Origin of the sequence: Ramlibacter sp. (genome assembly GCF_035655895.1) — a bacterium.
GTDB lineage: Bacteria > Pseudomonadota > Gammaproteobacteria > Burkholderiales > Burkholderiaceae_C > Ramlibacter.
In genome coordinates this window covers 1-23,940 of record NZ_DASRTN010000014.1, presented here as the reverse complement: position 1 = coordinate 23,940, position 23,940 = coordinate 1, and the positions used below count along the sequence as shown (strand labels likewise).

Below are 23,940 nucleotides of genomic sequence, written 5' to 3'. Positions count from 1 at the left end.
GGCTCAGATGATGCCGCTGTTGCGGGTGGCGAGGGACAGGTCGACGAACTGCGAGCCGGCGCGTTCGCCGCGGCCGAATCGCAGGCTGGTGTAGCCCAGGTCGAAGCCGCCGGCGCGGGTCATGCCCTCGATGAACGACACGCGGGTGTCGTTGCGGGCCTGCTTCAGGCCCTGCGCGACCGCCAGGCCGGTGACGAAGCCCTCGAGCGACACCGGGTTGATCGCCATCTTGGCCTCGCGCGCCTGGCCGATGAACTCGCGCACCACCCAGTACTTCTCGCGGGTGGCCTCCGGCACGACGACGCTGAACCCGACGCCCGCGGCGTCCTTGCCGAGGTCGGCCAACAGCTTCTCGCGGTCGACGAACGAGATGACCATCTTGGGCATGACCACCGTGCGCGGCGCGTACTCGCGCAGGAAGCCCGTCAGCGGCGCGTTGTTGGCCAGGATGATCACCATGTCGGGCTTGCTGGCGTCCAGCGTCTTGAGCGCGGTGTCGTTCATCGACGGCCCCTTGCGGTCCAGGCCGGCAGTGACGACCAGCTTGCCGCCGGCGCGCGCCAGGATCTTCTCCAGCAGCGGCACGTTGGTCGACTTGGCGTCCTCGAGGTGCACGAAGCCGAAGCGCTCGAAGCCGAGCATGCGGTAGTGGCGCACGATGGCCAGCAGTTCGGCTTCGTAGCTGGCACGGGTGGTGAACGTGGTCGCGGCCTGCTCGCTGTACAGCATCGGCGTACCGGAGAACGCGCCGACCAGGGCGATCTCCTCCTTGGCCGCCATGGCCGCGCCCGCCTCGGAGCAAGGCCGCGTGGTGAAGCCGCTCAGGCCGACGATGCGCTTGTCGTCCACCAGCGTCTTCACGTTCGCCTCGGTCTTGGCCTTGTCGCCGACGTCGTCGAGCGCGAGCAGCTGCAGCGGGCGGCCATTGACGCCCCCGGTGCGGTTGACAAAGGCAAAGGCGGCCTGCAGGCCGTCGCGCATCGCGGTGCCGAAGCCGGCCTGCGGCCCGGTGAGGGCCGCAGACTGGCCGATCAGGATGGCATTGCCGGCGGAGGCGGTGCCGGAAGCGCCGAAGGCCGAGGAAGCGGTGGCGGCGGCCAAGCTCCAGCTGGCGCCCTGCATGAGGAAAGTGCGACGATCCATTTCAAATTTCTCCCTGAACGTTGGGGCACATCCGGTGCCTTCGACGACGGGGCCAGTGTGCTCAACCGCGCTCGACGACGAAAGCGCGAAGGCCATGCAGGCTCGAAAAATTACTTCCTGTTTCAGGAATCGAACGCCTGCTCACAACATTTGTGGCGCGCGTGTCACGCGCGGCCAATCGAAAGTTTTAAGCAGCTCGCCGGGAGGCGGCCAGTTGCAGCACGGCCCGCGCCGTTTCCATCGCCGCGCCGCGATGGGCCTGCGCGAACCCGGTCGCGCGCGCTGCGAGTTCATCGCGACGTGCGCGGTCCATGGCCAGCGCGGCGCCTTCCCGCACGGCGTCCGGCAACGTCGCCAAGCGCAGCGCGGCGCCGGCTGCCTGCGCGTTCTCGGCCGCCTCGGCGAAGTTGAAGGTGTGCGGGCCCATGAGCACCGGACAGCCGCAGGCGGCCGCCTCGATCAGGTTCTGCCCGCCCAGCGGCAGGAAGCTGCCGCCGAGCAACGCGGCATCGGCCAGGCCGTAGTACAGCGCCATCTCGCCGAGCGAATCGCCGATCCAGACATCGGCAGGCGCCGGCCCCTGCGCCCCGTCCCAGCCACTGCGGCGCGAGACCGTGAAGCCGGCCTGCCGGGCCAGCTCGGCCACCTCGTCGAACCGCTGCGGATGGCGCGGCACCACCAGCCATCGCAGTTGCGGGACGACGGCATCGGTGGCACGCCGGGCCCAGCCGGCGTGGGCGAGCTCCCGGTCGGCGGCCAGGACCCGGAAGAACTCGGCTTCCTCGCCTTCGCGTGAACTCGCGAACATCACCACCGGCTGGCCGAGCCGCTCGCGCCACGCCCGGCCCTGGGCGAGCTGGGCCGCATCGGGGTGCGCATCGAACTTCAGGTTGCCCAGGACGCCGCTGACGCGGGCGCCTGCGCGCACCAGGCGGTGGGCATCGGGCACCGTCTGCGCCCACACGGCGTCGAGCGACGCGTAGGCGGGACGCGAGAGGCGCTTCAACCGCAGCGCTTGCCGCAGCGATTTCTCGGACAGCCGGGCGTTGGCCAGCGCCAGCGGCACCCCCGCGCGACGGCAGGCATGTGCGAGGTTGGGCCAGACCTCGGTCTCCATCAGCACCCCCGCGCACGGCCGGAAGTGCGCCAGGAAGCGTCGCACCGCCCGCGGCGTGTCCCACGGCAACCAGGCCTGCATGTCGCCTTCGCGCAGCAGCTTCGCCCCTTCGGCCCGGCCGGTGGCGGTGCCGTGCGTGAGCAGCACGCGCAGGTTCGGCTCCCGCTCACGCAAGGCCTGCAGCAGGATGGCCGCGGCCCGCGTCTCGCCGAGCGACACGGCGTGGATCCAGAGCGCACCCGGCTCGCACGGCCCGTCGTAGGAGCCGAACCGCTCCTCGACCGCGTCGAGGTAGCCCGGCTCGGCGGCGCCGCGTCGCCGCAGCTTGCGCCGCAGCAGCGGCTGGGCGCCGTGCATCAGCAGCGAATAGAGCCTGCGCATCAGGCTGCTTCCCGCACCGCCTGCCAGGCGGCCCACACGGCGTCGAACGACGGCGTCGGGGCGGCGAACACGCTGCGCTGGCGGCCTCCGGCCGGGCCGGTGCGCCAGGCCGTGTCGAAGTTGTAGATCTGCACGTGCGGCAGGTCGAGCGCGACCGCGATGTGCGACAGCCCGCTGTCCACGCCCACCACGCCGGCGCAGCCTGCCAGGCGATCGGTCAGCGCACCGAGGTCCAGCCGGGGCCAGACCTGGGCCCGTGGCCCGACCTCGGCCGCGATGGCGCGGGCGGCCTGCTCCTCGGCCTCGCTGCCGTGCGGCAGCCCGATCGCGAATCCCTCGCCCGTGAGGCGACGGCCCAGCTCGATCCACCGGGCTTGCGGCCAGCACTTGTCCTGGCGCGAGCTGCCGTGCACGAATGCGACGCAGGGCCGGTCCGGGTCGGCGGCCGTCGCGGACGCACGCAGGCCGTAGTGCAACCGGGCGGGCACCGCATAGCCGAGCGCCCGGGCGCACAGCTCGCGCGAGCGGTCCACCGCATGGCTGCGCGGCGTGACGGGCACCGCCACGTCGGCCACCCAGCGCGTCGGCGCCTCGTAGCTGGAACCCTCGGTCCGGTTCGCCAGCGCGTAGCGCCGGCCGCCCGGGGCCAGCCGCGCGACGCGCGCGACCAGGGCCGACTTGGTCAGCCCCTGGAGGTCGAGCACGGCGTCGTAGTCGGTGGCCTGCAGGTCCTGCCGGAACGCCCGCCACGCGGCCCGGGTGTCACGCGCCAGCGGCGACCTGCGCCAGCGCCGCAGTTCGCAGGGGATCACCCGTCCCACGCCCGCGCAGCGCTGCACCAATGAGGCGAAGCCGCGCTCGACGACCCAGTCGGCGCGCGCGCCCGGCAGGGCGCCCAGGAGGTCCTGGACGGCCGGCATCGCGTGCACCACGTCGCCGAGGGAGGAGAGCTTGACGATGAGGATGTTCAAGGGGCGTGCCATCCAGGCCGGCGGCCCGCTGGGGATCGCGGATCATGCACGAGCCCGGCGCGGCGCCGCGCCGGCGCGCGGCCGGTGCGCGGGCCTGCGCCGCGGCGTCAGTGCGCCGCGGCACCCACCTTGGCGTCGGGCTTCACGCTGCGCAGCAGGGCCAGCATCTCGCCCTCGATGCGGTGCAGCGCTTCCTCGGTCTGGCCCTCGAAGCGCAGCACCAGCACGGGGGTCGTGTTGGACGCGCGGACCAGGCCGAAGCCGTCCGGCCAGTCGACCCGCACGCCGTCGATGGTCGAGACCTCGGCAGGCGCCGCGAACTTCGCCTTGGCCGTCAGCTCGGCGACCAGGCGGTGCGGCTCGCCCTCGGCGCACTGCACGTTCAGCTCGGGGGTCGAGAAGCTGGTGGGCAGGCTGTCCAGCAGCGCGCTCGGATCCTTCTCGCGCGAGAGGATCTCCAGCATGCGGCAGCCGGCGTAGGTACCGTCGTCGAAGCCGAACCAGCGCTCCTTGAAGAACACGTGGCCGCTCATCTCGCCGCCCAGGGGCGAGTCGACTTCCTTCATCTTCGCCTTGATCAGCGAGTGCCCGGTCTTGAACATGAGCGGCTGGCCGCCGGCCTCGCGGATCGCCGGCGCCAGGCGCTGCGTGCACTTGACGTCGAACAGGATGGTGCCGCCGGGCACCCGCTTGAGCACGTCGCGCGCGAACAGCATCAGCTGCCGGTCGGGGTAGATGTTGTTGCCGCCACGGGTGACGATGCCCAGGCGGTCGCCGTCGCCGTCGAACGCCAGGCCCAGCTCGGCGCCGCTCGTGCGCAGCGCCTCGATCAGGTCCTTCAGGTTCTCGGGCTTGCTCGGGTCCGGATGGTGGTTCGGGAAGTTGCCGTCCACCTCGCTGAACAGCTCGATCACCTCGCAGCCCAGCGCGCGGAAGATGGCCGGCGCGGAGGCCCCCGCGACGCCGTTGCCGGAGTCGACCACGATCTTCATCGGCCGGGCCAGCTTGATGTCGCCGACGATGCGGTCGCGGTACGGCGCGAACAGGTTGACGTTGCGGACCGAGCCGCCGCCGGCGGTGCTCCACGACTCCGCCTCCATCGTGCGACGCAGCGACTGGATCTCCTCGCCGTAGATGGCGCGGCCGGCCAGCACCATCTTGAAGCCGTTGTAGTCCTTGGGGTTGTGGCTGCCCGTGACCTGGATGCCGCTGCGGCACAGCGTGCTGGCCGCGAAGTACAGCATCGGCGTGGTCACCACGCCGATGTCGATCACGTCCACGCCGGCGGCGACGAGCCCGCGGATCAGCGCGGCCGACAGCGAGGGACCGGACAGGCGGCCGTCGCGGCCGACCGCGACGGTGGTCTCCCCCTCCGCCCGGGCCGCGGTGCCGAAGGCGCGGCCCAGGCCTTCGGCGACCTGTTCGGTGAGCGTGGACGGCACGATGCCGCGGACGTCGTAGGCCTTGAAGATCGAGGACGAGACTTGCATGGTCGAGCGGTTCCCTGGTGCTTGGAAAAGTCGGCGGATTGTAGGTGCGCCGGTGCCGGGCACATGTCCGGAAACGGCCAGTTCCCGCCGTCGCGCTGCTTATGATCGACGCCATGGACCTCGAAGCCGAAACCCTGCAACCGGAGGCGTGCTATCTCGCGCTGAAGGCCCGGGACGCGCGCTTCGACGGCAGCTTCTTCACCGGCGTGACCTCGACCGGCATCTACTGCCGGCCGGTCTGCCGCGTGCGCACGCCCAAGCGCGAGAACTGCCGCTTCTTCGGGCTGGCCGCGCAGGCGGAGCGGGCCGGGTTCCGGCCCTGCCTGCGGTGCCGCCCGGAGCTGGCGCCGCATGCGCCGCGCTGGTCGATCCAGGACGCCAGCGACCTGCTCGCGCAGCAGGCGGCCGCCCTGCTCGACGAGCCGGAGGCCTGGGCCGACGGCGGGCCTTCCGTCGAGCTGCTGGCCCGCCGGCTGGGCGTGAGCGACCGGCACGTGCGCCGGCTGTTCGAGGCACGGTTCGGCGTCTCGCCCCTGCAGTACCTGCAGACCCGCCGGCTGCTGACGGCCAAGCAGCTGCTGGCCGACACCGACCTGCCGGTCACACAGGTCGCGCTCATCAGCGGCTTCGCCAGCGTGCGCCGTTTCAACGCCGCATTTCTGCAGCACTACGGCCTCAGCCCCAGCCGGCTGCGCCGCGACGGCGGCAGCGGCAGCGGCGTGGCCGCCGTCCGGCTGGGCTACCGCCCTCCCTACGACGTCGGCGCGATGCTCGCGTTCTTCCGCACCCGCGTGGTCACCGGCGTCGAATGGGTCGGCCCGGGCGTGCTGCGGCGGACGCTGAGCGTCACGTCGGCCGGCAGGGCCCACGCTGGCTGGCTGGAGGCGGCCTTCGACGAACCGCGCCACCAGGTGGTGCTGCGGGTCGGCGACGCGCTGCGGCCGGTGCTGCCGCTGGTCATCCGGCGGCTGCGCGCGGCGCTCGACCTGGACGCCGACCCGCTGGCCATCGGCGCCGTGCTGCACGAGAGCTTCCCCGGCACGGACGGCCTGCGCGTGCCGGGCACGCTCAGCGGCCACGAGCTCGCGGTGCGCGCCGTGCTCGGGCAGCAGATCACGGTGGCGGCGGCGCGCACGCTGACCCAGCGGCTGGTCGACCGCTTCGGCGAACCGATCGAGACGCCCTGGCCCGAGCTGCGGCGCATCTTCCCCACGCCCGAGGTGCTGGCGGCCGCCGGGGCCGACGCGCTCGGCCAGCTGGGCATCGTGCGCCAGCGGCAGGCCGCGATCGTGGCGATCGCCCGCGCCGTCGCCGACGGGCGGCTGCAGCTGCATCCCGGCGCCGATCTGCCTTCCACCGTCGCGTTGCTCCAGTCGCTGCCGGGCATCGGCGACTGGACCGCGCAGTACATCGCCATGCGCGCACTGCGCTGGCCCGACGCCTTCCCGGCCGGCGACGTCGCGCTGCACAAGGCGCTCGGCGTGCAGCAGTCCCGGCAGCCGGCGCGCGAGGCGGAAGCCGCCTCCCAGGCCTGGAAGCCCTGGCGCAGCTACGCCGTGATCCGCGCCTGGGCCCGGCTCGCGCTCACCACCTCTTCCGGAGACAAGCCATGAAGTTCCATTCCACCCTGGTCGCGACCCGCCATGACGGCGCGCTCGGTCCCATGCTGCTGGCTGCCTCGCCCCAGGGCCTGGCCGGCCTCTGGTTCCACGGGCAGAAGCACCATCCGGACGCCGACCGCTGGCCGCTCGACCCCGCGCACCCCATCCTGGCCGAAGCCGTCCGGCAGCTCGACGACTACTTCGCCGGCCGGCGCACGCTGTTCGACCTGCCGCTGGACCTGCAGGGCGGCACGCCGTTCCAGCAGAGCGTGTGGCGTGCGCTGCTGGGCGTGCCCTGCGGCTCGCGCACCAGCTATGGGGCGATCGGCCGCGACATCGGCCAGCCCACGGCGGTCCGGGCGGTCGGCGCGGCGGTGGGGCGCAACCCCATCAGCATCGTGGTGCCCTGCCACCGCGTGCTGGGCAGCGACGGCGCGCTGACCGGCTATGCCGGCGGCGTGGAGCGCAAGACCGCGCTGCTGCGCCTCGAGGGCGCGCTTTGACGTCGCGGCCGCGTGGTTCCAGGGCCTGGATCCTCGACTTCGTGCTGCTGGGCGCCGTGTGGGGCGCCTCGTTCCTGTTCATGCGGCTGGCAGTGGTCGACTTCGGGCCGATGCCGACGGCGGCGCTGCGGGTTGGGATCGCGTCGCTGTTCCTGGTGCCGCTGCTCCTGCTGCGCGGCCTCGGCCCGCTGCTGCGCACGCACTGGCGCAAGGTCTTCGCCGTCGGCGCGCTGAACTCGGGCATCCCGTTCGCGCTGTACGCCTTCGCCGTCACCACCATCACCACCGGCCTGTCGGCGATCCTGAACGCGACGGTGCCGCTGTTCGGCGCGGTGGTCGCCTGGCTGTGGCTCAAGGATCGGCCGGCGCCGGCCCGCGCTGTCGGGCTCGCGGTCGGCTTCGCGGGGGTGGCCATGCTGGCCTGGGACAAGGCCAGCTTCCGGCCGGGCGCCGCTGGCGTCGCCTCGGGCTGGGCCGTGCTGGCCTGCCTGCTGGCCACGCTCTGCTACGGGATCGCGGCCAGCGCGACCAAGAAGCACCTGGCCGGCCTGCCGCCGCTGGTCACCGCCACGGGCAGCCAGCTGGGCGCCACCGTGGCGCTCATCGTGCCTGCGCTGTGGAGTTGGCCCGCGGCAACGCCGGGTCCGCGCGCCTGGCTGGCCCTGCTGGCGCTCGGCACCCTGTGCACGGGCGTGGCCTACATCCTCTACTTCCGGCTGATCGAGGAGGCAGGCCCGTCGCGAGCCCTCGCGGTCACGTTCCTGGTGCCTGCGTTCGCGGTGCTCTACGGCCTGCTGTTCCTGGGCGAACGCGTGACGCCGTGGATGGTGGTGTGCGCCGGCGTGATCGTGTGCGGCACCGCGCTGTCGACCGGCCTGCTGCGCCTGCCGCAACGCGACAGGTGAGGTGAACCTGCGCGCGTGGCGACCACGCCGCGCAGCGCACCTCGCGCACCTCGGTCGCGGCCGGTGTCGGCGCCGTCGCCCATCGAACGCGACAACGGACGAAGCCGCGGGGATGCCGGCCCGCGCAGCGATCCTTCGGGAGTTCCGGCCACCGCATAGCCTGAAAGAGCCATGGCCCCCTCGGCGGAGCCAGCCCCTCGGCGGGACCCCTTGTTTGAGAATCGTCTGCATCGATCCGAACGCCAGGACAAGAAGATGCAACGAGCCCTCCTCGTGGCCGCCATGTGCGCAGCACTGCATGCTGCCGCGGCCGCGGCCCCGACCTCCCAGGCACCCACGCCGTCGCAGGCCGGCGTGATGCACGCGGCCATGGTGGTCGGCGGCAGTCCGGCCCCCGCCACGGTGGCCGTGTCGGCCCGGAGCGAATCGACGGGTGCGATGAAGGCCGGCCTCGATGGCGCCGCCGCTGCGGCCAAGAGCGATGCCCAGGCCCATGACCGCCCGACCACCGCCGCCATGCTGCTGGCCGCGCTGGGCCTGATGACGGGCATCGCGCTGCGCCGATGGGGCACGGGGCAGCAATGACGACAGGACCGTTGCGCTCGCTCGCCGAGAAGGCGTTCAAGTGGAGCGCACTCACCACCGTGGCCCGGTTCGGGCTGCAGCTGGTCGCCCAGGTCGCGCTGGCGCGGCTGCTCGGCCCCGACAACTACGGGGTGTACGGCATCGGGATGGTGGTGCTCACGTTCGCCACCTTTCTGTCGGGCAACAGCTTCAGCTACATCCTGATGCTGCAGGACGAGATCGACGACGAGGACGTGCGCTTCGCGTTCACCTGGCAGGTCATCGCGGGGCTGGCCTGCGCCGGCGCCATGCTGCTGTCCGCGGGCGCGATCGCGCAGTTCTTCAATGATGCGCGGGTCGAGGGCATGGTGCACTGGATGGCCGCCGCGTGCGTGCTGCTGGCGCTGTCCGGTCCTGCCACCTGCCTGCTGCAGCGCGACCTGAACTTCCGCGCGATCGGGCTGATCCAGCTCGTGAGCTATGCGCTGGGCTACCTGGCGCTGGGCGTGCCGATGGCGCTGGCCGGCTGGGGTGCGCAGGCGCTTGCCGCCGCCTGCGTCGCGCAGGCCGCCGTGGCCCTGGTGGGCAGCTACTGGGTGCGGCCGCATCCGCTGCGTCCGCTGCTGCGCCACCGGATGGCCAGCGAGACGCTCGACACCGGCCGCACCGTGTTCCTCACCAACGTCGTCAACTGGCTGCTCACCAACGTCGACCGTCTCCTGATCGGCCGCATGCTCAACACGCAGGCCGTCGGCCTGTACAGCGTCGCGTACAACTTCGCCTCGATCCCCAACGTGCTGCTGGTGGGCGCGCTGCAGCCCACCTTCCTGGCGACCGGCGCCCGCCTGCAGGGCCAGCCGCGCCAGCTGGCGCAGGTGTGGCTCACCATGCTGGCCTGCATCGTCGTGTTCGTCACGCCCGCCTCGGTGATCATGGCCCTGCTGGCCGGCGACCTGGTGCAGGTGCTGTACGGCCCGGCGTGGAGCGACGCCGGCTGGGTGATGGCGGTGCTGTTCCTCTGCGTGCCGGCGTTCGCCTGCTGGGGCCTGTCGACCCCGGTGCTCTGGAACACCGGCCGCAAGCACCAGGAGGTGCTGCTGCAACTGCCGCTGCTGCTGCTCGCCGTGCCGGCCTGGTACCTGCTTGCGCCCCACGGCATCCGGGCGGTCGCGACCGCCTCGGCGGTGGCCATCCTGCTGCGTGCCGCCGTGATCGTCGCCGCCTGCCTGCGCGCGCTCGACCTGCGGGCGTCGGCCCTGCTGCCGTTCGCCTTGCGCGGCGTGGCGCTCGGCGCGCTGTGCGCCACGGCCGTGCTGGCCGGCCGGCACGCCGTGCTGCCGCTGCACCACCCGCTGCTCACGCTGCTGTGCGGCGCCGCGGCCAGCGTCGCCGTCCTGCTCGTGCTGGTGTTCGCCCGTCCGCAGGTCCTGGGCCCGGAGGCCCGGGGCGTGCTCGCCCGCATCATCCCCGGCGTCGGCCCCCGCTGGCCCGCCACCGCACCCGAGGCCCATCCATGATCCGCAAAGGTTTCCTGCACTGGGTGTTCCCGGCCATGCTCGGCCTGGCAGCACTGGACATCCTGCTGTCGGGGCGCGACCTGACCCAGGCGTACCTCGAGCTCGCGAAGGAAACCGAAGGTGCGCTCGAGTTCACCCGGCATCCGGTGATGACGTGGGTGCAGCGCGGTGTGTCGCTGCTGCTCATCGCCGCGTCCCTCGAACGCATCATCAACCAGTTCACGCAGCAAAAGCAGGTGCCGTCGGCCGCGCTCACCGGGACCTTCGTGCTGTTCTGGCTGACCACTGTGGCCATGCCCGCACTGTTCGGCGCGCACATGAAGCTGTCGCACGAGTACGGCTACTCCCTCCTGCTCGGCCTGGCCGTGACGCTGTCCGGGCCGCTCGACCGCGACCGCATCCTCGGGGCGGCGCGCGATGGCCTGTTCGTGTTCATGCTGGCCGGCGCCGTCCTGGTTCCGGTCAACCCGACACTGGTGCTCGACACCACGTACTCGCAAGGCCTGATCCCCGGCCTGCCGCGCTTCGGCGGCCTGGCCGTCCACCCGGTCGGCATGGGCATGCTGGCGCAGGTCGCGCTGCTGCTCCTGTGGGCGCGGCCCTTCCAGCGCCGGTGGCTCAACATGGCCGCGTGGGTGCTCGGCCTGGCCGTGCTGTTCGTCGCGCAGTCCAAGACGGCGTGGCTGGCGCTCCTGATCAGCGCCTGCTGCATGCTGATGGTGCGGCGCGCGCCCGGCTCGATGCAGCGGGTCGGCGATCCGCGCGACAGCTCCTACGGCGTCGTGATGTTGTTCGTCCTCATCCTGGCCGTGCTGGCTGTCCTGTTCGGGGTCCTGGTCGCCGACGTGCCCGACATGATCGACGACTTCCTCAGCACGCCGGAGGGCGCCCAGATCGCCACCATGACCGGCCGGGACCGGATCTGGGAGGTGGCGCTGCAGGAGTGGCGCAACCACCCGGTGTTCGGCTACGGCCCGCTGCTGTGGGACCCGGAATACCGCCAGGCGATCGCGATGCCGTATGCCACCCACGGCCACAACCAGATGATCGACACGCTGGCACGCTGCGGCACGGTCGGTGCGATCGGGCTGACGCTCTACGCGCTGGTGCTGATGGGCCTGTCGATGCGCTATGCCCGGGCCACCCACGGACTGTCGCTCGCGCTGTTCCTCACCCTGGCGCTGCTGTCGGTCAGCGAGGTCCCGCTGGTGCTGACCGGCTACGGCACCGAGCTGTTCACCCACCTGCTGCTCGTCGTCGTGCTCGGGGCCGCCGCCGCCGAACGCCACCGCCAGCGCAGGACCTCCCCCGTGAAACCCGTCGAACCGACCTTCCGCACCGCCACATGAAAATCTCCGTCGTCATCCCCCTGTACAACAAGGTCCGGTACGTGTCGAGCGCGGTGCGCTCGGTGCTGGCCCAGACCCTGCCGCCGCACGAGGTGATCGTGATCGACGACGGTTCGTCGGATGGCAGCGCGGAAGCGGTCGAGGCGCTGGCCGACCGGCGGGTGCGGGTCGTGCGCCAGGCCAACGCCGGCGTGTCCGTGGCGCGCAACCGCGGCATCGCCGAGGCCACCGGCGACTGGATCGCCTTCCTGGATGCGGACGACTGGTACCACCCCGAGATGCTGGGGGCGCTGTCGCACGCGCACCAGGCCTGCCCCGAGGCGGCGATGCTCGGCGCGGGCTTCCGCAAGGTGCCGCACCGCTTCGGCGCCGATCCCGAGCCGTGGCCGGTGACCGAGGGCTTCTACGAGGTCGAGCTGGTCGAGGACCTGCGCCAGCGGTGGTTCAAGAACTCGCCCTTCTGCACCAGCAGCGTGGCGATCCGCGCCGACCTGCTGCGCGGCATCCAGCCGTGCTTCGCCACGGGCGAGGCGTTCGGCGAGGACCTGGACCTGTGGTTCCGCGTCGGCGACATGACGCCCGTGGCGGTGGTGAACGCGCCGTTCGCCGCGGTGCGCGTGCTGCCCGACAGCCTGTCGACCCGCCATCCGCGCGCCACGCTGCCCAACTTCCTCAAGCGGATGCGCGAGCGCGCCCTGTCGGGCGAGATCCCGGCGCGGTACCGCAAGTCGGCCCTCTGGTTCGTCGGCCAGATGCAGGTCACGCTGGCGCGCGAGGCGCTGTCGGCCGGCGAGCGCCTGCAGGCGCTGCGCTGGCTGGTCGAGGCACGCCGGGCGGCCCTCACGCGCCGCTGGCAGCTGACCATGCTGATGGCGCTGTGCATGCCCACCCAGGTGGCCGGCAGCTGGCAGCGCTGGCGCGTGCGCAACGCCGAGGTGTTCTCGCCGGAGGGCCCGACCCAATGACGCCCGCGACCTGCCACGTCTCCATCGTCATCAAGGCGCTGAACGAGGAAGACAACATCTGCGCGGCCATCGAGAGCTGCCTGGCCGCGGTGGCCGAAGTCGGCGGCGAGGTGATCCTGGCCGACTCCTGCTCCACCGACCGCACGGTCGAACTGGCCCGCCAGTACCCGGTGCGCATCGTGCAGCTGGCCCACGCCGCGCACCGCGGCTGCGGCGCCGGTCCGCAGCTGGGCTACCAGCACTCGCGCGGCGAGTACATCTACCTCATCGACGGCGACATGAAGATGGTTCCGGGCTTCCTGGAGCAGGCGCTGTCGTTCCTGGCGCTGCATCCCGAGGTCGCCGGGGTGGCCGGCCGCGTGGTCGAGCTGAATCTGGAAAGCATGGAATACCGCGAACGGCATGCACGCGCCGCGCCGCACCTGGCGCCGGGCCAGGTCGACCGGCTCGACGGCGGCGGCCTGTACCGCCGCCGCGCCATCCAGGAGGCGGGCTACCTGTCCGACCGCAACCTGCACAGCTACGAGGAGTTCGACCTGGCCGTGCGCCTGCGCAGCCTCGGCTGGAAGCTCTGGCGCCTGCCCGCGGACGCGGTGACGCACTACGGCCACGACGCGCCGCCCTACCGGCTGCTGCTGCGCCGCTGGAAGTCGCGCTATGCCTGCGGCCTGGGCGAGCTCGTGCGCGGCGCGATCGGCCAGCCGCGCATGAAGCTGGTGGCGCGCGAGGTCGGCGAACTGCGGCTGTACCTGGCGGTGCTTGCCTGGTGGCTGGTGCTGCTGGCCATCCCGCTGCTGCCGCTGGCGGCGGGTGCGCGCGCCGCCGCGTTCGCCGCGGTGGCCGTCGCTCCCCTGCTGCTCATGACCTGGCGCAAGCGCTCGCTGCGGCGCGCCACGTATTCGGTCGCCTCCTGGTGCATCAACAGCGCCGGGCTGGTGCGCGGCTTCCTCGCGCACCGCGTCCCGCCCCACGAACGGATCCCGAGCAAGGTGCTCCACGAGCCCGCCCCCGAGGCGCGTGCGGGTGACACCAGCCGCAAGGAAAAGGAGCACCGCGCATGACGACGCGCCTCGAGCCATCGCCGGCGGTGCCGGTCGGCAGGGAAGCCGGCGACGGCAGCCCGTCCCCTGGCGCCGTTGCCGTGGTGCCGCAGTCCGCCCCGTCCGCGCAGGGACGCTTCATCTACCTGGCCGGCCCCTGCACGCCGATGGGTGGCGGCATGTTCAAGGTCGCCCAGTACCTGGCCGACTGGCAGCAGCCCACGCCAGGCGGCCCGGTGCTGCGGCTGCTGGAGACGCGCGGCGGCGGCCGGGCTCTCTGGTCGCCGCTGCACCTGGCGCGTGCCGTGGGCGCCCTCGTGCGTGGACGCGCCAGCGGCCGCCTGGCCGGCGTGCACGTCAACGTGGCCGAGCGGCTGAGCCTGGTGCGCAAGGCGGTCATCATGTCGGCCTGCCGGCTGCTGCGCATCCCCGTCGTGCTGCACCTGCATGCGGCGCAGCTGCGGCAGAACTACGAGGCGCTGCCGGCACCGGCGCAGGCCTTCGTGCGCTGGATGTTCACGCTGCCGGCCAGCTGCGTCGTGCTGGGCCGCAGCGCCGCCGATTTCGTCACACGCGAGCTGCGCGTGCCGCCCGAGCGGGTGGAGATCATCATCAACGGCGTGCCCGAGCCCACCGTGCCGCGCCGGCCGGCCATGCCCGCGGTGGCCAAGGTGCTGTTCCTGGGTAACCTGTCGGACCGCAAGGGCGTGCCCGACCTGCTGCAGGCGATGGCGCATCCCGCGCTGGCGGACGTGCCGCTGGAGCTGACCCTGGCGGGCGGTGGCGACGCGTCCGGCTACGCCGCGCAGGCGCTGGACCTGGGCATCGCCGACCGCGTGCACTTCCATGGCTGGGCCACGGGTGAGCAGGTGACGGCGCTGCTCTCGCAGTCGGACGTCATGGTGCTGCCGTCGCACGACGAGGGCCTGCCGCTGGCGATCCTTGAATCGCTGGCGCAGGGCGTCGCGGTGGTCTGCACGCCGGTCGGCGAGATCCCCAACGTGCTCTCGCACGGCCACAGCGCCTGCTTCGTCGAGCCCGGCAATCCGGCCAGCATCGCCCGGGGCCTGGCCCAGGTGCTCACCGATCCGCAACTGCGCGAGCGGCTGGAACGCAACGGGCGCATGCTCTACCAGGAACGTTTCTCCATGCCGCAGTTCGCGGCCCAGGTGGCGCGCGTCCACCAGCGTGAATTCGGGCTCAGCGCGCCGGCGCCCACGGCGACGGCCACGGCCCGGCCATGATCGACGGCGCGCATCGCGTCCCCCGCGGCACCACCCTGGCCGCCGACCTGTGCATCGTCGGCGGCGGCCCGGCGGGGATCACGCTGGCGCTGTCGCTCTCCGGCAAGGGCCTGTCGGTGCTGCTGCTGGAGGCGGGGGAGCGGCCGAAGGACGCGAAGGCCCAGGCCCTGTACGCCGGCGAGCTGGCGCCCGGGCGCCCGCATGCGCCGCCGCACCTGCACCGCCTGCGCGGGCTCGGCGGGACCAGCGCAGGCTGGGACGGGCGTTGCGTGCCGCTGGACGCGATCGACTTCGAGGTGCGGCCCCACGTGCCGCACAGCGGCTGGCCGATCTCCCATGAAGGGCTGCTGCCCTACTACGCGCGGGCCCACGCCTGGGTCGAGGCGGGCCGCTTCGACTACGACGCGCGCAACGTGCTGCCGCCGGCACCGGCGCCCCTCAGCCGGCTCGAGGGCGACGTGCTGCGCAGCCATCTTCTCGAGCGCTACTCGGGTCCCACCGATTTCGGCCGGCGCTACCAGCGCAGGCTGGAGCTCGCGTCCGACGTCCGCGTGCTCTGCGGCGCGCATTGCACCGCCGTGCGGCTGGAGCCGGGCGGCCGCAACGTGCGCGCGCTGGATGTCGCGACGCTCGGCGGCAACCGCTTCCATGTCTCCGCCCGGGTCGTGGTGCTGGCCACCGGCGCGCTGGAGACGGCGCGGCTGCTGCTGAACTCGGACGACGTCGTGCCCCAGGGCGTGGGCAACCAGCTCGACGTCGTGGGCCGCTACTACCAGAGCCACCTGGCCGGGCAGGTGGGCACCCTCGCCCTGCGCGGCATGCCCGCCCACGTCCCGGCGGACGATGAACTCGCCCCGGACGGCACCGCCTGCCGGCGCCGCTTCGCCCTCGACCCTGCGCAGCAGCGCCGCCATGGTCTGCTCAACGCCGCGGCCCGGGTGCAGCGGCGGGAGCAGCCCACCGCCCGACCGGCCTGGGTACGGCAGGCGCTGGGCTTGGCCCGGGAACCGATCGACGCCGCCAGCCGGCTGGCCGCGCGCCTGCGACAGCAAACTCCTGCCAGTCCCCCACCCCGGGCGGGCCTTGGCCTGCACGTGCAGGCCGAGCAGCAGCCCCTGGCTTCCAGCCGGGTGCAGCTGTCGGAACAGACCGACGCGCTCGGCATGCGCCGCCTGAAGCTGGACTGGCGCTACTGCCTGGCGGACATCCTCTCGGTGGCACGCACGCTGGACCTGGTCGCCCAGGAGCTCGGACGCACGGGCGCGGGCCGCTTCACCTACGAGCGCGACCAGCTCGAGGAGGACCTGCTTGCGCACGGGCCGGCGCCGGGCCACCACATCGGAACGGCCAGGATGGGACGCGACGTGCGCACCAGCGTCGTCGACCCGGACTGCCGGCTGCACCTGGTGGGCAACCTGTACGTGGCCGGCAGCGCCGTGTTCCCCACCTGCGGGCAGGCCGATCCCACCCTCACGGTGCTGGCGCTGACGCTGCGCTTGGCCGACCGGCTCACCCGGCGCCTGCAGCCGCGGCGCGCCGCCACCGAGGAGCTGTTCGCATGAAGGTCGTCGTGCTCGGCGCCGAAGGCCTGGTGGGGGCACGGTTGTGCCAGTTGCTGCGCGACTGCGAGTGGGCAAGCGTCGCCGCGCCGTCGACCCAGGCGACCGCCGCCCGCGAACTGCTCCACGCGGACGCCGTGATCCACTGCGCCGAAGGAAGTGGACGGGTGGTGGAGCGCAGCGCCGGCTGGCTGGCCGGGCAGGCGGCCGGCCTGCGCCAGCCGCGCGTGGTGCATCTGGGATCGGCGGCGTTCTACGGGGCGGTCGAGGGGCAGGTGCACGAGGGCGACAGCGGCGGCGCGGGCGACGCCGAGTCGCGCGCGCACCGCACGGCCGAACTGCACATCGACGGCTTCTCGGCGCATGGCGCCACCGTGGTCCACCTGCGTCCCGGCTGCATCTGGGGCAGCGGCAGCGAGCCCTGGGTCGGCCGCATCGGCCGCTGGCTGCGCGCCGGCCGCATCGGGGACCTGGGCGCCGATGGCGACGGCTGGTCGAGCCTGGTGCACGTGGACGACGTCTGTCTGGCCGCGATCCGGGCGCTGCAGCTGCCGCTGCTGCCCGGCGAGTGCCGGGCCTTCAACCTCGCGGCCCCGGACAGCCCGCGCTGGAACGAGTACTTCATCGACCTGGCCCTGGCGATCGAGGCGACGCCGGTACGCCGTCCCGCCGCTTGGCGGCTGGGCCTGGCGTCGCACGCGGCCGCGGTTGCCGCCCGGCTGGAGCAAGCCGTGCTGCGCCGGCCGGCGGCGCGCGCGCAGGCCCTGCCCTCGCCGGCGCTGCTGTCCCTGTGGCGGCGCCAGTTGCGGCTGGACGTGCGGTCGGCCACCCGCGAGCTGCGCATGGACTGGACGCCGTACCCCAACGCCCTGGCCGATTCGGCGGCCTGGTTCGTCCGCCAGGAGAGCCTGCAGCGGGTGAAGGCGTCGGTGGCGCTGCAGGCCGGCTAGCCACCTCTCCCTTGCGCCCCCAGCCGGGGCGGCTTCAGGTGGCCGGCTCCCGCCTCCCGGCTTCGCCGCTCTCTGCACCGTGACCTGGTCCCTGCGCATCGCGCGACGGGCCACCGGGCTAGCCCTGCCTGGCCCGTTCGGGTAAGACGTAACGATCGTCGGCATCGACGACACCGTTGACACGGTTTGCAACACCTTGGACTTGGGGGTCGCCGGGACCATGAAGCCATTCGTGACGAATCGTCACCGACTGTGAGGAATGGCGAAATGAATGCACCGACACACGACTCCAGCAGCGCATCGACCGCCAACTGGGCCTGGCTCGACCGTGGCACGGTCCCGGCGCCGGTGGAGGACGACAGCATCGCCGCCTGGGAGGAATTCGAAGCCTGCACCGAGGCGTTCGAGCGGCTTCCGCGGCCCCGGCGCGCCGTGCCGGCACTCCGGCCCATGGCCCAGCTGCGGGTGGCAGAAGGCGAGTTCCTCATGACGCTGACCGAAACCCTCTCGGCCGACGACGTGATGCGCATCGCCCGCCGCAACGACCGCGTGTGCCCGCTGCCGGCGGTGTGGCGCAAGATGTACATGCTCTTGCCCGTGGCGCGCCAGGGCGAGCAGGTCAGCCGCGCCGCCTTCCCGCTGGACCGGCTGAGCTGGCAGGTCACGAGCGACCTGAACAAGCGCCTGCGGCTGCGCGAGCAGATCGAATGGGCCCAGGCGCACGGCGGCCTGCGCGAGCTGCGCGACTTCCTGCTCGGGCTGAACGAGTCCGAGTGGCACCACCACGCGCCGGACGGCTGGCCGCAGCTCTGAAGCCCGCGTGCCGCCCGTCTTCGTGACAAGCGTCACGAAGACGAGGGTTGTTCCTGCAACAGGGGCCGGACGGGGCAGCCGGGCCGAAAGCTAAACTCGTCGCGCACCTGATCCAGCAACGCCCGACGTGCGGCACCTTCCCTCCCCCGACCTGCCCCGCCTGCCTGCCCGGGAGTCCGCTCATGGCTGACTTCAGCCAAGGGCCGGCCGGCCTCCTGCCTCCGGTCCATGTGCTGGCGAGCCGCGCCGACGACCTGCTGCGCAACGCGTCCGGCACCCACGTGGCCCCGATCGCGCAAGCCGTCGCCCGGGTGCAGGAGCAGCTGTCGTGCTGCGAAGTCGCCTCGCTGCTGCGCGCCCTCCAGGAGATGGAATACGCCGTCGGGGCACTGGACGCCAGCGTGCTCGGTTCCGGCAGCTGGCTCTCGCGCTGGACGCGGCGTGCCGGGCCCAAGGGCGCGCTCGTGCGGCAGCTGTACGGCGAAGCGGAAGCGACGCTGGGGCCGTTCGGCCGGCGGCGCGACCAGCTGGCAGCCGCGCACAACGACCACCTGGCGGGCGCCCGCGCCGGCCTGGCCGACCTGGAGCACCGGGTCGACGACCTGGATCGCAGCTACCAGCAGGCCGAGGCCTGGCTGGGCCAGATCTGGGACGAGATCAAGCCCCTGACGGTGCCCTCGGGCGATGCGTCCAGCTCCGAGCGGCTGCGCGCCCTGCTGTCCAAGCTGGAGGCGCGCCGGGTGGCGGTGCGGCAGCTCGAGGCCGTGTGCTCGGCTGCCCGCGATGTCTGCCGCATCGGCCGGCGGGTGCTCGACGGCCGCATCGACACGCTGGCGTTGCTCGGTCCCGCGTTCGAGCGTGCCCGGCTGAACTGGAAGCAGAGCTTCGCGCAACTGGCCGGTGCCCCCGGCCAGCCGCGGATGGCGCTGCCGCCGGGCCGCCAGACCGCCCGGGACCGCCAGGCCCTCCTGGAGCAGCTGGAGCAGGCCCGCATCGCCTGCACGCGCGTGCAGATCGACGAGCAGGCGTTCGGCCAGGCGATCAGCCACTTCGAAGACGTCCTGCCGGCCTCCTCGCGCCCTGCCTGACCCGGCCGGCGCCGCTGGCGGACAATGCCCGGATGTCGAGCGATCCCACGCCCGCGCCCTGCAGCCACCGGCACCGGTTCCACAGCGGCAGCGAAGCTGCCGAAAGCAGCACCCGGCGCGTCCTCTGGATCACGGCGGCCGCCATGCTCGTCGAGATCTCGGCCGGCTGGTGGTTCAACTCCATGGCCCTGCTCGCGGACGGCTGGCACATGAGCTCGCATGCCCTGGCCATCGGCCTGACCGCATTCGCCTACGCCACGTCCCGCCGTTATGCCAGCGACGCGCGGTTCGCCTTCGGCACCTGGAAGGTCGAGGTGCTCGCCGGCTTCACGAGCGCCATCCTGCTGCTCGCGGTCGCCGCGCTGATGGTCGTCGGCTCGCTGGAGCGGCTGGTGGCACCGCAGGCGATCCACTACCGCGAAGCCCTGCTCGTCGCCGCCGTCGGGCTGGCGGTCAACCTGGCTTGCGCCCTGATCCTGGCGCGAACGGACGAGCACCATCATCACGGTCACGGTCACGGCCACGGTCACGACGACGGTCATGGCCACGCGCACGAAGCCGGCCACCACCAGGGCGACAGCCACGCCCACGCCCATGCCCATGCCCGCCACGACACTCACGGCCGGCAAACCCATCGGCACGCGCCGGGTTCGGGCGACCACCCGCGGCACCGTCCGGGCCGCGCTGCGCCCCACCAGGACGACCTCAACCTCCGGTCGGCCTACCTGCACGTACTGGCCGATGCCGCCACGTCGGTCCTGGCCATCCTTGCCCTGGTCGGTGGCTGGCTGCTCGGCTGGGACTGGCTCGACGCCCTGATGGGCCTGGTGGGTGCGGTGCTGGTGGCCGCCTGGGCCCGCGGGCTGGCGACCCAGACCGCCAAGGTGCTGCTCGACCGGGAGATGGACGATGCCATCGTCTCGCGCATCCGCGACGCGGTGCAGACCGGCGGCGACCGGGTGACCGACCTGCACGTCTGGCGCGTGGGCCGCACCGCCTATGCCTGCGTGCTGACGCTGCTGACGCGTGACGGCGCGGTGGATGCGCAGCAGGTGCGCGATCGGCTCGGGCCGCATCCGGAGATCGTGCACTCGACCATCGAGATCCAGCGCGCATCCGGGCCCGCCTGAGCGGCGGGCGGCAGGCTCACCTGGGCGCGGCGGAGGGCCCGTCCAGGCGGCGCGACAGCGCGTCCAGCACCGGCGCGACGGCGGCCCCGACGCGGATCTGCGGGTTGGAGAAGCCGTCTTCCTTGCCCGCCTCGACCTCGCGCTGGCGGATCACCGGCACCGCGGCGGCGAACGCCTGCTCGAAGGAATGCGTGCGGCGCAGTTCCTCGTCGAACAGCGCCCGGCCGAAGAAGGTCAGTTCCGAGCGGCGGCCGCAGCCGTAGGACGTGTGGGTGGCGTCGGCAGCCGTCATCACCAGCGTGCCCTCGTCGGCCAGCGGCTCGACCCAGCTGCCCGAGTAGCAGGCCGACACCGCCACCACGCGGTGCCGGATGCCGGCCTCGTCGAGTGCCCGCCGCAGCTCCTGCGGCGTCACCGGCGCCACCGACAGCGGCCAGTGGTTCGCGGCCAGCCGGGCGTCGCGCCCGCCGTGCGAGGTGAGGTAGACGACCAGCACGTCCTCGTCGCGGTCCATCCGGCGCGCCACCGCGGCGACGGCGCGCTGCAGGTTGGCGGGCGTGGCCCAGGGCAGCTGCTGCGCCGTGGTGGCGTGGTTGACGAGCCGCAGCACACGGTCCTGGGCATCGAACCGCTGGGCCAGCACGTCGGCGACCATGGCGCTCTCGCGCAGGAAGACGTCCTGCGCATACGGCGCGAACACGATGCCATAGACGTCGACGGTCCCGGGGCGTCCGGCCGGCAGCGCCTGGACGCTGCGCGACCAGAGCGCCTGCTGCTCCTCGAAGGTTTCCTGCGAGAGTTGCAGCCGCGGCCGCTCGTCCGGTTCGGAGATCGACGACCAGGCCCGGTCCCATTCGAATTGCCAAGCCGCCGTGCAATGGATCGCCAGCATGCCCAGCGCCAGCGCACCCAGCCGGGCCGCGCCCAGGCCGAAGGCGGCCCCGATGCGCAGGCTCACCGCCACCTGCCAGGCGATGAGGGCGAAGAACACGCCCCAGGCGATGGCCGGCACGCTGTCGAACGCGGCCGGCAGGGTCCCGCGCGCCTGGGCGATCGACAGTGCCTGGGACGCGAGCCCGACCGGCACGCCGGCCACGGCGGCAAGGGCGAACCATCCGGCCACGCCGGGCGCCGGAGCGGCGCCGTCGCGGCGCCAGAGCAGGCACCACACCAGCAGGACCGCCGCGGCCACGGTGCACCACGGCACCAGCCAGCCGCGCAGGCTGAACTCGGCCGGGCCGGGCACCACCAGACGGTCGACCGCCAGGTGCAGCAGGGCCGCCCCCGCCAGCAGCGCGACCAGCTGCCACGGCGTCGGCGCCAGCCCGGGCAGGCGCGGGCGCCGCAGCAGCCCGGCCCGCGCACCCTCGCGCAGCCAGTCGCGCAGGCCGAAGGCGGAGCCGATCGCCCCCGGGTCGACGGCGGCGCCGCCAGCGTGAGGGCCGATGGCGCCGGATCCGACGGCGGCGGCGGGTGCGCCATGCAGCGCGGGCGTGGTGGCAGGCAACGTGTCGTCGTCCATCCGGGGGGATCATGCCAGCCTCCGCAGCGGGCTCCGCAGCGCCCGGGACGGCTGCTATGCTGGCTGCGCATCTCCGGAACACTCGCATGAGCAGCAAGCCCCTCGACGGCATCGTGGTCGTCGCCCTGGAGCAGGCGGTCGCCGCACCGTACTGTTCGAGCCGCCTGGCCGATGCGGGTGCCCGCGTGCTGAAGATCGAGCGGCCCGAAGGCGACTTCGCCCGCGGCTACGACAAGGCGGTGCACGGCGAGTCGTCCTACTTCGTCTGGATCAACCGCGGCAAGGAGTCGGTGGTGCTCGACCTGCGGCGCGACGGCGACCGCGACCGCCTGCACGCCCTGCTCGCACACGCCGACGTCTTCCTGCAGAACCTGGCGCCCGGCGCGGCGGCGCGTCTGGGCTTCGGCGCGCAGGCGATGCGCGAGCGGCATCCGCGTCTGGTCACCTGCGACATCTCGGGCTACGGCGAATCGGGCCCGCTGCACCGGCTCAAGGCCTACGACCTGCTGGTGCAGGCCGAGAGCGGCCTCGTCGCGGTGAGCGGCGCGCCCGGGCCGTGGGGCCGGGTCGGCGTGTCGATCTGCGACATCGCGGCCGGCATGAACGCGCTGATCGGGATCCAGCAGGCGCTGCTGCAGCGCGAGCGCACCGGCCGCGGCAGCGGCGTGCAGGTCTCGCTGTTCGATTCGGCCGCCGAGCTGATGGCGGTGCCCTACCTGCAGGCGCGGTACGGCGGCAAGGCACCCGAGCGCGTCGGCCTCAGGCATCCCAGCATCGCGCCCTACGGCGCGTTCACCTGCGCCGACGGCCGCGAACTCGTGCTGTCGATCCAGAACGAGCGCGAATGGGCGAACTTCTGCGCCGGCGTGCTCGGCGACGAGGCCCTGGCGGGCGATCCCCGCTTCGCGGGCAACGACGCACGCGTGCGGCACCGGCCGGCGCTTGAAGCCGTGGTGCAGGCAGCCTTCGCCAGGCTGGACGCCACGCAGGCGGTCGAGCGGCTGGAGCGGGCCCAGATCGCCTATGGCGCCATCAACTCCGTGCAGGACCTGATCCGCCATCCGCAGCTGCGCACCCGGCCCATGGACGTGCACGGGCAGCCGGCCGAGCTGCCCGCGCCGCCGTTCCGCACCGAATGGGAGGACGCGCGCTTTCGCCCCGCGCCCGCCATCGGCGAGCATGCACCACTGCCCGGCCAGGGCCAGGACCGCTGAGCATGACCGCCATGCGCCGACGCTGCGCCGCCGTGCTCTGCGCGGCGCTGCTGCTGGCCGGCTGCGGCGGCGGCGCCGTGGTGGTCGGCTCGGGCGGCTCGTTCAACCTGGCGGTGGTGGTCGGCGGCTTCGCGGTGCGCGAACCCGTTGCCGCGGGCCAGGACGTGACGTTCTCGGTGCGCGCCGGCGAGTCGATCGAGGTCGATGCCAACGAGCCGGCCACCTGGTCGTTCTCGGTCAACGGCGGCCCGCTGTTCCAGAGCGGCACCGCCGTGCAGGTCGGCGGACTGCAGATCACCCAGGCGACGCTGACGTCCTCGCGCGTGGTGCTGCAGACGGCGATCGTCGGCACGCCCGTCCTGCCCGCCTTCGTCACGCTGACCGCGACCTCGCGCCTGGATGCGGCGCAGGTGGCGGTGGTCCGGCTCGAAGTCCGCTGAACGGCACGGAATAAACCCGGCCGCGCCGTCGTTGGTCCTTCTGCGGGCGGCGTTGCGCCGCCCGCACGCCCGGTGGGGCCGCCCCACCGGCTCCCATCCGTGAAGACCCTGGAGAAGACCTGATGAAGTTCGCCGCCTCTCTCGCCATCGCCGGCCTGGCCGCCGTGCTGGCCGCCCCGGCCTCGGCCCAGTTCGCCAAGCCCGAAGACGCCGTGAAGTACCGCCAGAGCGCGCTGTTCGTGATGGCCCAGCACTTCGGGCGGATCGGCGCCATGGCCAACGGCCGCGCGCCCTACGACGCCAAGGTGGCGCTGGAGAACGCCGAGATCGTGGCCGAACTGGCCCGCCTGCCCTGGGCCGGCTTCGGGCCCGGCACCGACAAGCTGTCGCAGAAGGCCAAGCCGGAGATCTGGACCGAGCAGGCCAGGTTCAAG

General features: G+C 72.9%; 22 protein-coding genes. 17 read left to right on the top strand and 5 right to left on the bottom strand.

What is annotated here, in order from left to right; translation table 11 throughout:
• Positions 1-3: 3 nt before the first annotated feature.
• The 4 genes from VFE82_RS17075 to VFE82_RS17060 form a co-directional block, all read right to left on the bottom strand.
• Positions 4-1,143: an ABC transporter substrate-binding protein gene (locus tag VFE82_RS17075; protein WP_325001535.1), complete on the bottom strand. Its 1,140-nt coding sequence runs from the start codon at positions 1,141-1,143 to the stop codon at positions 4-6.
• Between the two features lie 187 nt (positions 1,144-1,330).
• Positions 1,331-2,641 carry a 3-deoxy-D-manno-octulosonic acid transferase gene (locus VFE82_RS17070; protein WP_325001534.1) on the bottom strand — a complete coding sequence of 437 codons (1,311 nt, stop codon included), beginning with the start codon at positions 2,639-2,641 and terminating at the stop codon, positions 1,331-1,333.
• On the bottom strand, positions 2,641-3,612 hold the full coding sequence (gene waaC, locus VFE82_RS17065; protein WP_325001533.1) for a lipopolysaccharide heptosyltransferase I: 972 nt from the start codon (positions 3,610-3,612) through the stop codon (positions 2,641-2,643). The genes VFE82_RS17070 and waaC overlap by 1 nt, the downstream gene beginning before the upstream one ends.
• Before the next feature lie 107 nt (positions 3,613-3,719).
• The gene (locus VFE82_RS17060) at positions 3,720-5,102 is read right to left on the bottom strand and encodes a phosphomannomutase/phosphoglucomutase (RefSeq protein ID WP_325001532.1); all 1,383 of its coding nucleotides are present in this window, start codon (positions 5,100-5,102) and stop codon (positions 3,720-3,722) included.
• Between the two features lie 113 nt (positions 5,103-5,215).
• Here VFE82_RS17060 and VFE82_RS17055 point away from each other — a divergent pair, with 113 nt between their 5' ends.
• The 14 genes from VFE82_RS17055 to dmeF all read left to right on the top strand — a co-directional run bounded on the left by VFE82_RS17055 (position 5,216) and on the right by dmeF (position 20,330).
• Entirely contained in the window at positions 5,216-6,715 is a 1,500-nt protein-coding gene (locus VFE82_RS17055; protein WP_325001531.1) for a DNA-3-methyladenine glycosylase 2 family protein, read from the top strand.
• Positions 6,712-7,206 carry a methylated-DNA--[protein]-cysteine S-methyltransferase gene (locus tag VFE82_RS17050; protein ID WP_325001530.1) on the top strand — a complete coding sequence of 165 codons (495 nt, stop codon included), beginning with the start codon at positions 6,712-6,714 and terminating at the stop codon, positions 7,204-7,206. Before VFE82_RS17055 ends, VFE82_RS17050 begins: the two co-directional genes overlap by 4 nt.
• Entirely contained in the window at positions 7,203-8,111 is a 909-nt protein-coding gene (locus VFE82_RS17045; protein WP_325001529.1) for a DMT family transporter, read from the top strand. The genes VFE82_RS17050 and VFE82_RS17045 overlap by 4 nt, the downstream gene beginning before the upstream one ends.
• A 255-nt stretch (positions 8,112-8,366) precedes the next feature.
• Positions 8,367-8,696, top strand: coding sequence for a hypothetical protein (locus VFE82_RS17040; RefSeq protein WP_325001528.1), 330 nt, complete (start codon positions 8,367-8,369; stop codon positions 8,694-8,696).
• Positions 8,693-10,192, top strand: a complete 1,500-nt coding sequence (locus tag VFE82_RS17035; RefSeq protein ID WP_325001527.1) for an oligosaccharide flippase family protein — start codon at positions 8,693-8,695, stop codon at positions 10,190-10,192. Before VFE82_RS17040 ends, VFE82_RS17035 begins: the two co-directional genes overlap by 4 nt.
• On the top strand, positions 10,189-11,541 hold the full coding sequence (locus VFE82_RS17030; RefSeq protein ID WP_325001525.1) for an O-antigen ligase family protein: 1,353 nt from the start codon (positions 10,189-10,191) through the stop codon (positions 11,539-11,541). The genes VFE82_RS17035 and VFE82_RS17030 overlap by 4 nt, the downstream gene beginning before the upstream one ends.
• Positions 11,538-12,506: a glycosyltransferase family 2 protein gene (locus tag VFE82_RS17025; protein ID WP_325001524.1), complete on the top strand. Its 969-nt coding sequence runs from the start codon at positions 11,538-11,540 to the stop codon at positions 12,504-12,506. The genes VFE82_RS17030 and VFE82_RS17025 overlap by 4 nt, the downstream gene beginning before the upstream one ends.
• Positions 12,503-13,567, top strand: a complete 1,065-nt coding sequence (locus VFE82_RS17020) for a glycosyltransferase family 2 protein (protein WP_325001523.1) — start codon at positions 12,503-12,505, stop codon at positions 13,565-13,567. Before VFE82_RS17025 ends, VFE82_RS17020 begins: the two co-directional genes overlap by 4 nt.
• Complete coding sequence (locus VFE82_RS17015) at positions 13,564-14,790, top strand: glycosyltransferase family 4 protein (RefSeq protein ID WP_325001522.1); 1,227 nt, start codon at positions 13,564-13,566, stop codon at positions 14,788-14,790. Before VFE82_RS17020 ends, VFE82_RS17015 begins: the two co-directional genes overlap by 4 nt.
• Positions 14,787-16,352 carry a GMC family oxidoreductase gene (locus VFE82_RS17010; protein WP_325001521.1) on the top strand — a complete coding sequence of 522 codons (1,566 nt, stop codon included), beginning with the start codon at positions 14,787-14,789 and terminating at the stop codon, positions 16,350-16,352. Before VFE82_RS17015 ends, VFE82_RS17010 begins: the two co-directional genes overlap by 4 nt.
• Entirely contained in the window at positions 16,349-17,299 is a 951-nt protein-coding gene (locus VFE82_RS17005; RefSeq protein WP_325001520.1) for an NAD(P)-dependent oxidoreductase, read from the top strand. Before VFE82_RS17010 ends, VFE82_RS17005 begins: the two co-directional genes overlap by 4 nt.
• 267 nt (positions 17,300-17,566) lie before the next feature.
• Positions 17,567-18,112, top strand: a complete 546-nt coding sequence (locus VFE82_RS17000; RefSeq protein WP_325001519.1) for a hypothetical protein — start codon at positions 17,567-17,569, stop codon at positions 18,110-18,112.
• A 182-nt stretch (positions 18,113-18,294) separates the two neighbouring features.
• Positions 18,295-19,200, top strand: coding sequence for a hypothetical protein (locus VFE82_RS16995; protein WP_325001518.1), 906 nt, complete (start codon positions 18,295-18,297; stop codon positions 19,198-19,200).
• 32 nt (positions 19,201-19,232) lie between these two features.
• Positions 19,233-20,330: a CDF family Co(II)/Ni(II) efflux transporter DmeF gene (gene dmeF, locus VFE82_RS16990; RefSeq protein ID WP_325001517.1), complete on the top strand. Its 1,098-nt coding sequence runs from the start codon at positions 19,233-19,235 to the stop codon at positions 20,328-20,330.
• 16 nt (positions 20,331-20,346) lie between these two features.
• Here dmeF and VFE82_RS16985 read toward each other — a convergent pair whose 3' ends face one another.
• Entirely contained in the window at positions 20,347-21,852 is a 1,506-nt protein-coding gene (locus VFE82_RS16985) for a C13 family peptidase (RefSeq protein ID WP_325001516.1), read from the bottom strand.
• Between the two features lie 86 nt (positions 21,853-21,938).
• On the opposite strand from VFE82_RS16985, the gene VFE82_RS16980 reads away from it, so the two are divergent.
• From VFE82_RS16980 to VFE82_RS16970, 3 genes are all read left to right on the top strand, one after another.
• Positions 21,939-23,066, top strand: coding sequence for a CaiB/BaiF CoA-transferase family protein (locus VFE82_RS16980; protein WP_325001515.1), 1,128 nt, complete (start codon positions 21,939-21,941; stop codon positions 23,064-23,066).
• Positions 23,067-23,068: 2 nt separating this feature from the next.
• Complete coding sequence (locus VFE82_RS16975; RefSeq protein WP_325001514.1) at positions 23,069-23,506, top strand: hypothetical protein; 438 nt, start codon at positions 23,069-23,071, stop codon at positions 23,504-23,506.
• A 122-nt stretch (positions 23,507-23,628) separates the two neighbouring features.
• Positions 23,629-23,940, top strand: a 312-nt coding sequence (locus VFE82_RS16970) for a cytochrome c (protein WP_325001513.1), incomplete at its 3' end; no start/stop codon positions are given.